Origin of the sequence: Serratia sp. X3 (assembly GCF_014982455.1) — a bacterium.
In the GTDB taxonomy this organism is placed as follows: domain Bacteria; phylum Pseudomonadota; class Gammaproteobacteria; order Enterobacterales; family Enterobacteriaceae; genus Serratia; species Serratia ureilytica.
Genome location: NZ_JADCNB010000007.1, coordinates 36,994 through 51,243 on the forward strand (window position 1 = coordinate 36,994; position 14,250 = coordinate 51,243).

General features: G+C 53.9%; 7 protein-coding genes and 2 pseudogenes. 2 read left to right on the plus strand and 7 right to left on the minus strand.

The genetic code is table 11. The features are described from left to right. Positions 1 to 797: 797 nt before the first annotated feature. From IMX17_RS25485 to IMX17_RS21015, 6 genes and pseudogenes are all read right to left on the minus strand, one after another. Positions 798 to 1,155 (minus strand): annotated as a pseudogene (locus IMX17_RS25485) (DUF637 domain-containing protein); the annotation flags it as partial. A 64-nt stretch (positions 1,156 to 1,219) separates the two neighbouring features. Further along, on the minus strand, positions 1,220 to 1,537 hold the full coding sequence (locus IMX17_RS20995) for a hypothetical protein (protein WP_046899185.1): 318 nt from the start codon (positions 1,535 to 1,537) through the stop codon (positions 1,220 to 1,222). Then, positions 1,534 to 2,895 (minus strand): annotated as a pseudogene (locus tag IMX17_RS25490) (DUF637 domain-containing protein); the annotation flags it as partial. The gene IMX17_RS20995 and the pseudogene IMX17_RS25490, both read right to left, overlap by 4 nt. A 143-nt stretch (positions 2,896 to 3,038) precedes the next feature. Next, positions 3,039 to 3,404, minus strand: coding sequence for an Imm2 family immunity protein (imm2, locus tag IMX17_RS21005; protein ID WP_193550184.1), 366 nt, complete (start codon positions 3,402 to 3,404; stop codon positions 3,039 to 3,041). An 11-nt stretch (positions 3,405 to 3,415) separates the two neighbouring features. After that, positions 3,416 to 9,325, minus strand: a complete 5,910-nt coding sequence (locus IMX17_RS21010) for a DUF637 domain-containing protein (protein WP_193550185.1) — start codon at positions 9,323 to 9,325, stop codon at positions 3,416 to 3,418. Between the two features lie 61 nt (positions 9,326 to 9,386). Beyond that, positions 9,387 to 11,054, minus strand: coding sequence for a ShlB/FhaC/HecB family hemolysin secretion/activation protein (locus IMX17_RS21015; RefSeq protein WP_193550186.1), 1,668 nt, complete (start codon positions 11,052 to 11,054; stop codon positions 9,387 to 9,389). A gap of 369 nt (positions 11,055 to 11,423) precedes the next feature. On the opposite strand from IMX17_RS21015, the gene IMX17_RS21020 reads away from it, so the two are divergent. Together IMX17_RS21020 and IMX17_RS21025 are read left to right on the plus strand one after the other, a co-directional pair. Beyond that, the gene (locus IMX17_RS21020) at positions 11,424 to 12,878 is read left to right on the plus strand and encodes an SIR2 family protein (protein ID WP_193550187.1); all 1,455 of its coding nucleotides are present in this window, start codon (positions 11,424 to 11,426) and stop codon (positions 12,876 to 12,878) included. Then, positions 12,875 to 13,366, plus strand: a complete 492-nt coding sequence (locus IMX17_RS21025) for a TIR domain-containing protein (RefSeq protein WP_193550188.1) — start codon at positions 12,875 to 12,877, stop codon at positions 13,364 to 13,366. The genes IMX17_RS21020 and IMX17_RS21025 overlap by 4 nt, the downstream gene beginning before the upstream one ends. 64 nt (positions 13,367 to 13,430) lie before the next feature. Here IMX17_RS21025 and pstB read toward each other — a convergent pair whose 3' ends face one another. Continuing rightward, entirely contained in the window at positions 13,431 to 14,243 is an 813-nt protein-coding gene (gene pstB, locus IMX17_RS21030; protein WP_004941613.1) for a phosphate ABC transporter ATP-binding protein PstB, read from the minus strand. Positions 14,244 to 14,250 lie beyond the last annotated feature (7 nt).

Here is a 14,250-nt window from a genome sequence, read left to right on the forward strand (position 1 = left end):
TGTTGGTTGCATTCTGTCAACGGCATGTTGAGAGTAAAGACGATCACCTATACGTGCGTATTGACGTCCATCAACTGTTTTTTTCGGATAATTTTGCCAAGAGTCCCACGGAAGTTTCGTCTCACTTTTTGGCATGCGATCTAGAGCAATTAATGTGTTTTTCTCGGCAGCTTTAGAAGTAGCTTTAAGCGTGTTACTAGTTATTTTTACACCCAGCTTACCTGCGCCGGCGGCCCCAGCAAACAACCCTAGCCCAGCCATCGTCAGTTTACCGAACTCCAGACCTGCACCAAAAGCGCCATCCACGCCGGCATGTTCGTACTTCGTCTTGAATGTCTCGACCCGCCCCAAGTATTCCTGTTTCACACTTTCGCCAATAATCGAGAAGCGTTCATCGTTCTTTATCAGAGCTATTAATGCATCCGCTGCCTCGCGTGGATTGCTGGCCACGGCGACTAAACCATCCACCGTATCGCTGATTTCAACCGGGATGCCCGAGACTACACCCGCCGCAAAGGCGCCATCCTGGGTATGGCTCGTTATTCCCCAGTTCGCCAACACCACCGCTTTATCAAGCGGCGATTTCGCGGCCGCCAAATCCTTCTCCATCAATTCTTGTTGTTTGTGGCTGAGATAGTTGTACCGGAACGCATTCTCACCTCCGGTGGCGCCGCTATAAGCACCATCAGACTTGCCAGTGAAGACTGCGCCTGCGGCTGCGCCAAGCACTCGTGCCATCTGCGCCTGCTGTTCCGATTTCTTCTGCCACTCCTCCGGCTTGATGATATTGTCGCCCAATATCACCCCGGCCAGCTCCGCCGCCAGCGCCCCTGCCGCCGCACCCTTGGCATTGCCTTTGCCGATTTCTGCGGCCACGCCCGCCAGAACGGCATGGCTTACGGCCCGGCCCGGTATATCGAGAACCTGACCGTTATCCCCAATCAGATTGGCGCCCTCGGCCTGAACCTGGCTACCGATGTTCGCCAGCAGCGCATTGGTCAGGTTGCCCTTGAAGCTGCCGCCATTGATGGCGGTATTCAGGCTGGAGCTGATGACCGATTGCCCGGCCACCCGCTGCGCCACCTTGCTCCAGTCGCCGTTGCTCAGCTGCGGCAGTTTGACGTTGTTTGGATTGAGCGGTTTGCCCGCCGCGTCCTATCGGCGTTTATATGGAATACAACATCAAGAGAAAACGGCTCCGAAGAGCCGTTTTTTTAGGCTAGTCTAAATCCTCAGGAAAATCTTGTTGAATAGACCCTTCAGCCTTCAAGATAGCCACAAAATTTCTATAATTCCCCTCATCTCTCTCTATCAGACCATCAAGTAATTCATCGCCTATCAAGGAATGATGAAAAATGCCGTCGGAGAAAAAAACAGATCTCCACGATATTTCAGGGTCGACTACGGTAACTTCTTCGCTTCTATACGCAATAAGTGCACCGTATCGAGGAGGTAAACCATAAAAATACTTATTGCCACCTATTACATAGAAGGCAAAAACGTCAATTATGGTTCCTCTTCTAGTTTTAATCCTCATTTTTTCTTGCCTCCTTTAATGGACGGACCGGGCTGCAAATCATTATGTTTTGGTGAGTCAAATTTCATGTCGTATGCCTTGCCAGTATATTTATTATACTGGTAGTGAATAACAATATTGTTGCCATCTGGAAGTTCATGTAAAGCCTGCATTTTTTGGAAGCCCGCTGTAGTAGAAAATTTGGGATCTTTATTTAGCTTCAACTCCATACCTTTTTCAGGATTTTGCTTCACCAAATTCCACAACACCTGTTCATTCAAATCGCGAGGGGCGGTTGCCTGGTGAGCTTTCGCGGTAGAGATACCCTCAGCATTTCTTATTATTGTCTGCTGCTCTCGTGTGAGTCCCAGCGTCGTCAGGTCTTTTACCGTTGTTTTTTCTAATGCCTTGATACTATTCGTTGTGATCTTAACACCCAGCTTACCTGCGCCGGCGGCCCCAGCAAACAGCCCTAGCCCAGCCATCGTCAGTTTACCAAATTCCAGACCTGCACCAAAAGCGCCATCCACGCCTGCATGTTCATACTTCGTCTTGAATGTCTCGACCCGCCCCAAGTATTCCTGTTTCACACTTTCGCCAATAATCGAGAAGCGTTCATCGTTCTTTATCAGAGCTATTAATGCATCCGCGGCCTCGCGTGGATTGCTGGCCACGGCGACTAAACCATCCACCGTATCGCTGATTTCAACCGGGATGCCCGAGACTACACCCGCCGCAAAGGCGCCATCCTGGGTGTGGCTCGTTATTCCCCAGTTCGCCAACACCACCGCTTTATCAAGCGGCGATTTCGCGGCCGCCAAATCCTTCTCCATCAATTCTTGTTGTTTGTGGCTGAGATAGTTATATCGGAACGCATTCTCACCACCGGTGGCACCGCTGTAAGCACCATCAGACTTGCCGGTGAAGACTGCGCCTGCGGCTGCGCCCAGTACTCGTGCCATCTGCGCCTGCTGTTCCGATTTCTTCTGCCACTCCTCTGGCTTGATGATATTGTCGCCCAATATCACCCCGGCTAGCTCCGCCGCCAACGCCCCGGCAGCAGCCCCTTTACCGTCGCCGCGCCCGATTTCCGCGGCGATGCCCGCCACAACCGCATGGCTGACTGACTTCCCGGCCGCGCCCAGGACTTCGCCGTTATTCCCAATCAGATTGGCGCCCTCGGCCTGAACCTGGCTACCGATGTTCGCCAGCAGCGCATTGGTCAGGTTGTCTTTGAAGCTGCCGCCATTGATGGCGGTATTCAGGCGAGAGCTGATGACCGATTGCCCGGCCACTCGCTGCGCCACCTTGCTCCAGTCACCGTTGCTCAGCTGCGGCAGTTTGACGTTGTTTGGATTGAGCGGTTTGCCCGCCGCGTCCTATCGGCGTTTATATGGGATACAACATCAAGAGAAAACGGCTCTGAAGAGCCGTTTCTGTGTGCGGGTTAGATCCAATCTTCATAGCCGCTGTCATGGATCCAGACGATAGACAAAACACATCAATCTACACGAGCATCCTTTTATTCAGGCTTATCGATCAAGCCAAGCAATCGAAGATCGTTTAAAATTTCGTTTTTGTCATCTTCAGTTACATCCTTAAGCATTTCGAATAAATCATTTTCGGATAAAATTTTTAATATGATATCTATGTGGAACTTTACTGTTTGATCACTACATCTACCAGCCATATAGATGAGCGTCACTAGCTCAAGCATGAGGCATTCTATTGGTTCTTCAAACGAACCTTCTAATGACTCATACGCAAACGCCTGATCAGATGTATCACAAACCCCATGGTTATCCCCATCTTTCAATAGGTCAATTATCTCCCTGCAATAAACGTAACTTGAATGGGCAAAGCTACTTCTTATCTCATCATAACTCATCACACTCATTGTTATTTACCTCTTCCCGGAATCAAACGCACTCCGTTATTGTCCAAAACGTCAATTTTCACCCCAGGGTACCTACTCTCGAATTGTTTAACAACGCCCAAGCAACTGTCGCAGGCAGGTTTTTCGGTAAAAATAGTAACAGAACCTTTAGCAGAATAATTACTTCCTAATTTATCAGCTAAGTTATCCAATATTTTATATTCAGAGTCTATACGTCTTGGTACTGGTCTACCATCATCAGTAAGCAAAGTCTCATATTTGAAATTTTCTTTTCCCTTTCCAACAAAACCTTTCCCTTCAACATTTATGAGATTGTGACCCGCAAGTGTTTTTGGCATTCCAGATATATCAATATTGGCCACGGCAACGTTGCCACCACGTTTCCAGTCTGATGGTAGACCAGCCCTCAGTTCTGTAACCTGGTTTTTGAATGCCGCAGTCTGCTGAACCGTCTTCTCATTGACCAGATACCCTTTCCAGGCGCTGGTTGGCCCTACCAGTTTGGATGACAGGTACTGGTTGCCGACGCTCGCTTTGCCCATACCGGCAAATGTGCTGGCAATAGAGACCGCCATCACCGAGGCATTCACCCAGTCCGGCGACCAACCGGTCAACTTGCTGATTTGTTCTATCTGCTGGTTGCGTGCAAACAGCTGGCCGTCGGTTATCTGGTCGCCCAAATCATACGTGAATAACTTTTCGCTGTCATAACCGGCAAACGCCGGATAGTTGCCGAAGCGCTGGCGCTCTTTTTGTACCCAGTAGTTGGCAATGAGGCCGTCTTCATCCCGCGTTGACGGGTACTTATTCATCAGGGCTTCAAACTGCTTGCGTTCGTCTGAGTTCAACGCCTCTTGCGTGGTGCAAGCTACTTTTCGGCATGAAGCCGCCATCAGACGCGCTTCTTTTTCCTTGTCGCCCTTAGCCAACGCTTTAATCGCGTTGAGTTCTTCCTGGTGCAGCTGTCGATTGAAGCGTTCGACAAATTCCCCCGCATTTGCACCGCTGGTGGCGCCTGCGGCTTTGGCGGTTACGATGGCCCCTGCAAAGGCGCCCGCTACGCGGCTGATTTGAGCCTGACGCTCCTGCCAACCTTCACTTCTGACCAAATTATCATTGATGATCACCCCGGCCAGCTCCGCCGCCAGCGCCCCTGCCGCCGCGCCTTTGGCATTGCCCTTGCCGATTTCTGCGGCCACGCCCGCCAGAACGGCATGGCTTACGGCCCGGCCCGGTATATCGAGAACCTGACCGTTATCCCCGATCAGATTGGCGCCCTCGGCCTGAACCTGGCTACCGATGTTCGCCAGCAGCGCATTGGTCAGGTTGTCCTTGAAGCTGCCGCCATTGATGGCGGTATTCAGGCTGGAGCTGATGACCGATTGCCCGGCCACCCGCTGCGCCACCTTGCTCCAGTCGCCGTTGCTCAGCTGCGGCAGTTTGACGTTATTTGGATTGAGCGGTTTGCCCGCCGCGTCCTTGCTCCAGCCCATCGCGCTGTCGAAGCCGTTGAGCGCACCGCCTACCGCCATCGCCGTGGCGGTCGCCTTGACGTTTTCATTGCTGCCCAGCGCCTGCAGGGTTTTCGACAGGTTGCCCTGGTTCTCCACCAGCGCCACCGCCGCCTGAGAGGCCAGCGAAGACATCCCGGCGGTGACTGCGCCGCTGGTTACCGCCCCACCGCCCACGGCGCCGGAAACGCTGGAGGCTGCCGTAGCCGCCAGTGAACTGCCTGCGGTCACCGCCGCGGCTGCGATGGCGATCACCGCCGCCACCGCCGGGTTCAAGTGCTGGCTCTTGTAATCCCAGCTGTCGTAGGCGTCTTTGACCTTGCTCCACTGCACGTCGTTGCGCTTGTTCAGATCTTTGACCCAGGTGGTACCCGGCGTATTGCCCAGCGCGTCGATGGCGCTTTGCAGCGCCTGGCCGTTTTTCACCTTCACATCGGCGCTGACGCCCTTGGCGGCTTCCACGGTCAGGGCGCCACCGGTATGAATGCTCGGCAACACCCACTTATTGTCTTCGTAGCCTTTATTGGCCTGCTTGATAAAGAAGCCTTTCGAATTGCTGACGGTCTGTTCGAAAGAGGTGTTTTTCACCGCGCGGAAGTTAACCTGACCACGGGAGCTGGTCAGGCGCGCGTTTTGCCCGGCGGCGATTTTGCTGGCTTCATAGGTGCTGTCGTCGCGGCTCATCAGCGTGATATTGCCGGCGGCGGTAAACTCGGTAACCTTGTTGGTCACGTCGTGGCGGGTCTGCTTAACCTCGGTTTTCTTGCCCCACCATTTGCGCTTGGTTTCCTTTTTTTCGTAATGGCTGGACTCCTCCATCGCCTGGGCGTAGAGATAGCCCCCCTTGGCGGCGATATCCATATTGCCGGCGCGCATGGCTTCAGCCTGGTTGTGAGCGTCGACCTGAGCTTTTTGCTTAGCCTCATCCGCCCCTTTACTTATCGCCTCATTGCGGGCGGTTGCCAGACGTGATTGTGCGCCATCGCGGTCTTGGGTGGCCTGAGAGAGGCGCTGTTGTGCATCATTGAGGGCGGATTGTTCGGCATTGATTTCATTGGGGAGCGCATTCGCTCGCTTCTCCTTTTCCAATAAATCATGGGTAATGCCGATACCTTCGGCTGCGATGGCAGCACTTTGTTGCCATAAACCCCAGTCGTTTATTTCCATTAGCTTGCCGTGCTTGGCTGTAAACTCTTGAGATTTCTTGATTACCTCCGCTTGTCTTTGTTTTAGCGAGTTAATGTCACGCTGCAGCGTAGTTAACTCATTGCTTTTACCGTGCTTCGCTTGTTCAGCGCGACTCTTATCCTGCTGCGCCTGATTAATGCGCTGCTGCGCATTTTGAAGTTGCTGCTCGGCAACGGCGATGCGGCTGCCCCAATCAGTCACCGCTACCGGCGGTTTCCAGTTTGCCCCCAACCCTTTCACTACCAGTTTGGTCGCCTGGAACAGAATGCTGCCGCCGGAAATCACCGTCATCAGGCCACCGGCATTCAGCTCGGTCCCTTGCTGGGTGCGAGTTTCGGTAAATTCGTTGCCACCTTCTCGGTAAGTGTGGTTTTGCACCGCCTCGAAGCGCATATCGCCGCCGGAGGTTAGCGTCATGTTAGCGCCGGAAGTCAACCTGGCACCGTAAGTCAGCAGTTGATTGTTCGCCGCCGCGGTCAGGTTTTTCCCGGCGCTGAGGGTAGTGACCACATGGCGATCGTCTTTGTTGTTGTCGTTGGCAGCATCAATGGCGGAATAGGCGACATTCGATAACCATAGATTCTGCCCGGCCAGCAGCGTGATATTACCGTTGGCGGAGAGCGCGCCGCCCTGGGTGCCGATGTCGCGGGCCGAATTAATCAGCAGGTTGCCGCCGGCGTGTACCCGGCTGCCCAGTTCTGGCGTGCGAGAAGAGGGAAACAGGCGACTAAATTGTCCCCCCAATTCGCGATAGTTCAGATCGGCATTATGGCCGGCCAACAGCGTGACATCTTTGCCTGCTTTAATGTGCGTCCCGCGCAGCGCCAGATAACCGCCGCTGTTGAGCAGCACTGAACCACTGGCGTTCAACTGTCCGGCATTCAGCAGTTGGTTGAACTGCGTTTGTCGTTGTTCAGGAGATAAATTCTGCGCTAAACGATCGTTATTCAACGCCTCATCATTTCTGACAATCGAAACAGTGCCGTTCGCCGTCATGGCAATATTTTGGCTTTGCGGCGCGAAGTGCGTGTTACGTAGATAAATGCCTTGCCCGGCATTTAAGGTTAAGTCCCCGGCAGCATTCAATTGGCTCAGCCAGCGGGCACCATCGACGCCGAAATAGCGCGGGCTAGGTACAGTGTGCACTTTGACGTTGCCGTTGCGGCTGGTCAAAGTGACATTATGTCCTTTCAGATAGCTTTGACGGGCATCCAACTCATTCACTGCTGCAACGTTCAGATTCTTGCCCGCAGTCAGCTCAGCTGCGTCGGTGTAAAACAGATCGTCGGCAACCACAGTCAGGTCGTTACGCGCGTTTATTTTATCGGTACTGATGACGCGTCCCGCATGCAGCACAATATTGTGAGCTGCCAGCGAGTCAGGCCGCCCCGAAGCCACCACTTCACTAAGCTGATTTCCCGCCGGCGTCGAAGTTTTAATTTCTATCTGGTTTTTAAAATCCGCGACCAAACTGCCGCCGGCCAACATGGCTGAGGAAGGATAGCCAGAAGCCGACCAGCTCTTTTGCCCACCTTTTTTGACATAAATGACATATTCCGGGATCGACGATTTCTGATCCTGCCATTTATGTCCCAAAACAACTTTAGGATTCGGCACCTTCGGTTCGAACAGTGCATAGTCGTTCATGTCTCCCGTCATTTCACTGCGCACGCCCAGATTATTGCCGTTTAAAATCAGGTCGTTAGTCGCTTTTATTGTGCTGACGTGGTTCCAAAATTCCGACGCATTAATGTAGGCATTCTTCCCTGAAATGATTTCTGCGGGACGGCTGTCGGCCACTACGGTAAAACGCACGCGCTCACTGTTGACCCAAGGCGTTTTTTTGAAATCAACATGTCCCAACCAGGTGAAATTTTTATCTTCAAAGTCCGCCAAATAATCAAAAAATTGGTAATCGAATTGCCCCTCGTACACACCATCAGCCAACCAACGATCGATATCCTTGTTGTCCTTCGGCGTATTGGTGGAGGAAATGGCGAACTGCTGGCGAACATTGTTCAAACTCTCCGTGCGTATCACCAAGTCGCCGCTGTTGGTCAGGATTTTCGCCGAACGGTTCTCGACGGATTTAGCCTTGTTGCCCTGCGCATCCTTTTGGATCCACATATTTTTATTGGCGTGCAGCTTGGCGTTTTCCCCCGCATTACGGATGTGGTCGCCGAATATGCGCATATCGCCGCTGGTGCTGGTTTGCCCGTCATTCACCAGCGTCGTTGTCGCCAACGTGGCGTTGCCGTCCGCCTGTACGATAGCGCCCGGCGTAATGTGCAATCCCTTAGCGCTGACATTGAAGTCCCCCTTGCTGTGCGTGGTGCCGTTAAGCACAAGGTTACCGTTAACGCTCAGCGTAATATCCCGCTGTTTGCTGGTGAGGTCTTTCAGGTTCACCCCCACCCCATCCTCATTGGCCACCAGGCGGATTTTGTTGGCGTACATGCCGCCCAGCGCCTTGGTATCCACGGCCAGTTGAGGCTTAGCGCCTTCACCGGCGATCGGTTTGATGCTGCCGTCCTTGAAGCTGATGCGGTTGGCGCCCTGGGTCAGCGACAGATTTTGCGCATTGATTTTGCCGTTCAGCTCGGTGGCGCGGCTGATGATATCGACGTAGTCTGCGCCGCTGCCGTCCAACCCTTTACCGCCGATGGTGACACCGCCTTTTTTCACCTCCAGCGCTTCCAGAGCACCCTGCTTGTCGAACTGCGGTTTGCCGGTGGTCAACGTCACGCCCGGGGCATTGATAAAGCCGCAGCCGTCGCAGGTGATGCCATTCGGGTTGGCGATCATCACGTTGGCCTTGTTGCCGAATACCTCGAGCTTGCCCTGCAGCTCGGAACGACTGCCGCCGATCACCTCATTAATGATCAACTCCGCCGGTTTTCCCTTCAGGTAGGTGTTGCCCTGCGCGTTGTAGATCTCCACGCCCAGCTGCGTTTTGCCGCCGTGCGTGGCGTTATTCAACACGGCGCCCTGTGGCCCAACGTTGAAATCTTTATAGGTGTTGTGCGAGATGCCCGCACCGTTCGGCGTGGCGATATTCACCACCGGTACGTCGCCCGGCTTGATAACCACCTGCGTATTGCCGTTGGCGGCGGTGATACCGGCGGCGAACGCCGGGTGCAACGGCTGGAAAGCCGTCAGGTAGATCAGCAAATAGCTGGCGCCCCGCGCCAACGGAGGGTTGAGCTTATCCATATTCATTCCTTCGAAAGGATGTTGTTTTGAACGCCGAGGGCGTTCCTGCTGTGTGCTGGCGTTATAACGTGATGGTGGCTTGCCAGTAGGCCACCCAACGATCCGGTTGCAGGCTGTCTGGGTGCGTCAGCGGTTTACCGACGGTGACCGCCTGATTAAACCAACGGCCGCTTAGCGTGGCGCCCAGCGCCGCACCGACGACGCTGCCGCCGTCTATCTGCCCGGCGCGCCCCTGCAGCCAGCCGGCGTCTAACGCGCCGGTCAAAGAGAGCTCCCCCAGTCCCGGCAAGGTCTGCCATTGCCAGTTGAGTTCATTACGCCAGTAGGCGCCGCGATTACCGGTCAGGTACTGCTCTTTAAAGCCGCGCACCGAGTATTGCCCGCCGATGGAAATGCGCTCGCCGGCATACAGGTTGTCTGCGCTGGTTTGCCCGTAGGCCGAGGTCAGGTAGTAAAGAGAGGGGGCGAGCGGATAGAAATAACTGGCGCTGAGGCCAAGCTTACGGAACTCGCTGCGCGGCGCCCCGTTTCGCTGCGGATCGTCGGCGGTGGCGCCCAGCATGCGCAGCCCACGGCTTATCGTTGGGTTCAGCGTCATATAGCCGCCGCCCGCGACCGCACTGTAATTGAGGCCCAGGCTGGCGATGCTGAGCGTCGGGCTGCTGACGCTCAACCGTTCCCCCGCCAGCTTATTTTCCGTGGTGCGCCGCGCCAGCCCGATATCGATGGCCAGCTTACGTTTGCCATCCCGCAGCAACGTGCGGTTCGCGCCCAAACGCTGGGTCTGGTTGTTGCCCTGATAACGGTAAGCGGCACCGTTGAACGGCACCTGCTGGAAAAAATCGTTCCAGGCGTACTGATAGCTGAACAGCCAATAGCCATAGGGGAAGGTGACGCTGCCGTTCAGGCTGCGGCTGCGATGATGCGGGCTGAAATCGTTATTGCGCGCTGCGGAAAGCGACCATTGATCCGCAAGACGCAGCGGATTATCCAGCGAGAAGGCGGCGTTCATCTGTCCGGTGCCGGTGCTTTTCTGGCCGCTGTTATCCGCGCCGAAAGAAAAAGAAACCGGCGCGCGCGTGGCGCCACGCAGCAAAACCACGTTGGAAAAGCCGGGTTGCTCGCCAGGTTGGATATCGATAGTCACCTGTTGCGAGGGCAGGCGGTTGAGCTGCTCCATGCCCTGCTCGATATCGCGCAGATTCAATACGCCACCAACCAGACCGGGGAACGCCATCTTCAACGCCGGCGTCTGCTCACCGTTTTGCGTGATGGACTCGATTCGCCCCTCGCTGGCGCTGACGGTCAACACGCCGCGGGAGATATCCTGCTCCTGCAGCCAGGCCTGTGAGGTGACATAGCCGCGTTGCAAATAAGCATTGGTGGTTTCGCGCACCAGACGGTTGATGTGCTCCAGCGTCAGGCAGCGCCCCTGATACGGGCGCGCCAGGCTTTCTTTCACCGACCAGGAAAGATGCTCGGCGCCCTCAAAAACAATCTGCCGCACCGGCTGGCAAACCGCTCCTGCGGCGGCCGGCACAGGCAGCGGTAACGCCGGTAATTCAACGTTATTCTGCAGCGCCTCACGCTGTTGCTGGGCCTGTTCCAGCAACGTTTTCTGCTGTTGGGTAATGCTGTCGCGATCGGCAGGGCTGGTGATTTCCGCGCACCACGCCGAGCTGCAAAACGCCAAAAGCACAGGCCAAACCCTCGGCTTCCATGCACACATTTAAATACATCCATTTACGTTAACTTACATACCTTAGCGAAGTATATACATTTTATGTCGCCAATCAATGATAATGAGAATTATTTCTGTTTGATCTAAATCACAACGCGGAAAAAATGCGCATATGCCACAGCTACTGCAGCTTATTACCCAGAGCGCATTTAATTAATATTAAAATTAAAAAACCGAATAATAAAAACAAATAAATTCAATATAAAAATAACACGCTCAATATCGACAAAAACAAACAAGCAGAGTTTACAAAGTTAATTCACCCTTTTATCTTGGTAGTTATGCTTTAATAATTAATACATAAAAAACATAGTTATTAGTTAACCAATAAAGAAAAACAATATCGGGGATAGCCTCATGTTTAACCGTGATATAGAACTGTTTATTCGTGATTACGTTAATGATATTAAAGCTGGCAGCGCCGCACTGTTCGCCGGCGCCGGGCTGTCTATCCCCGCCGGTTTCGTTAGCTGGAAAGAGCTTATCGGCGATATCGCTTATGAACTGGGGCTGGATATCGAAAAAGAGAGCGATCTTATTTCCCTGGCGCAGTATCACCTCAATGAAAAAGGCAACAGACATAAGATAAATCAAAAAATAATTACAGAATTCGCTGAGCAAGCAGAAGAAACAGAAAACCACCGAATTATCGCCAGATTACCGATAGCGTCACTTTGGACCACTAACTACGACGACCTGATTGAAAAAACCTATGCCCGTTATAATCGCGTCTGCGACGTCAAAACCACACCAGAAAGCCTGACCAATAACATTCACAAACGTGATGTTGTTTTATATAAAATGCATGGTGACTATAGAAATCCCAACCAGGCGATTATCACCCGCGAACAATACGAGACTTACTCCCGCACACACCTTCCCTTTATCAACATGCTGATGGCGGAACTGACCGCTAAAACGTTTCTGTTTATCGGTTTCAGCTTCGAAGATCCCAATCTGCAGTATGTGTTGAGCCGCCTCTATGCACAGTATGCCGAAGGGAAAAGAAATCACTATTGCATTATGCGGCGCGTTCAGCTCGGCGACAGCGGCAGTGAAGATCAGGCGTCCTGTGACTACAACAGCCGTAAACAAAGCTTGATGATCAACGATCTGCGCCGTTACGGCATTCAAACGCTGCTGGTGGATGACTATCGGCAAATCACCGACCTGCTGTATGCCATCGAAACGCAGTTTAAGAAAAGCACGGTGTTTATCTCCGGCAGCGCCGACAACTACCATCCTTATGCCCGTGAAGAATCCATCCAGTTCATACATCGTCTGGCGCGCCTGCTTATCCGCAAACAGTACCGCATCGTCAACGGCTTCGGCTGGGGCGTAGGCACGGCGGTGATCAACGGCGCCTTGGAAGCCATTTACGACAGCCAGGGAAAAATCAGCGAAAGCCAGCTGGTGCTGCGTCCTTTCCCCCAATTCGCCAGCGGCGGCATTACCCTACCGGCACTTTGGCACGAATACCGTCAGAACATGATTTCGCTCAGCGGCATCGCAATCTTTTTGTTCGGCAACAAACGTAACGCCGAGGACGAATACGTGCTGGCCGACGGTTTACTGCAAGAGTTCCAGATCGCCACGGAACAAGGCTGCGTCTGCATACCTATCGGTTGTACCGGCAGCGCATCCGCCGAGATCTACCGAAAAATCAAGGAGGAGATGAAAGAAACCCTCTACCACCGCCACCCCGCCGCCATGAATCTGCTGGATCAGCTTAACGAACCGGGCAGCCTGGCGGAGAAGAAAAAATGCCTGTTGGCTCTTATCGATATCATTACTAAGGATAACCCCCGATGACCAGAAAATGTTTTTACAGTTTCCATTATGAGCCGGACAACTGGCGCGCCTCTCAGGTACGCGAAATGGGCACGCTGGAAGGTAACCGGCCAGCCACGGATAACGATTGGGAGGAAGTGAAAAAAGGCGGTGACGCCGCCATCGCCGCTTGGATCAAAAGCCAGTTGGACAATCGCAGCTGCGCCGTGATTCTCGCCGGTAAAGATACCGCTAATCGCAAATGGATTAATTTCGAAATCTGCGAGGCCTGGAAAAAAGGCATGGGCGTGCTGGTGGTGTATATCCATAACCTGAAAGACAGCGCCGGCGACCAAACAGAGAAAGGTAAAAACCCGTTGGATCACATCAAGCTGGGTGACACAAAGCTCTCCGCGATCGCCAAAGCCTATGATCCGCCTTACCTGACCAGCACCAATGTCTATAACCACATCAAAGAAAATCTGGCTGAGTGGGTAGAAGAAGCGATCCGCATCCGCGCAAATTACTGATGCCCCTGATAGACGAAAGGCTGCACAGTTGTGCAGCCTTTCGTTTGTTCATAGTCCAAACGCCTCACCCATACCGCCCGGTAATATAATCCTCGGTGCGGCGTTGGCGCGGCGAGGTAAAAATCGCGTCGGTATCGTTGTATTCCACCAGCCGCCCCTGATGAATAAAGGCGGTGTAGTCGGAGACGCGCGCCGCCTGCTGCATGTTGTGCGTCACCAGCACCACGCTATAGCGCTGCTTGAGTGCGGAAATCAGCTCTTCGATGGTCAGCGTGGAGATCGGATCCAACGCCGAGGTCGGCTCGTCGAGCAGCAACACTTCCGGCTCGATGGCGATAGCGCGCGCGATCACCAGGCGCTGCTGCTGGCCGCTGGACAAGCGGAACGCGTTTTCGCGCAGCCGGTCCTTCACCTCATGCCACAGCGCGGCGGCGCGCAGCGAACGCTCCACCGCCTCATCCAGCAAACGCCGGTCGCGCACGCCCTGCAGCCGCAGGCCGTACACCACATTTTCATAGATCGATTTCGGGAACGGGTTCGGCCGCTGGAACACCATGCCCACCCGCCGCCGCAGCGCCGCCACGTCGATCTGCGCGCCGGAGATCGCCGCGCCGTTCAGCTGCAGTTCGCCCTCGATGCGGCAGTTGTCCACCAGATCGTTCATGCGGTTGAAACAGCGCAGCAGCGTCGATTTGCCGCAGCCCGAGGGGCCGATCAAAGCCGTCACCCGGTGCTTCGGGATACGCAGCGAAATATCGTGCAGCACCTGTTTGTCGCCATAAAACAGGTTCAGGCCGTTGACCGCCAGCGCGGTCTGTTCATCGTCGAGATGCTGGACATCCAGCCGGGGCAAACTGCCTGGCGTCATCAAACCCATTACGCAC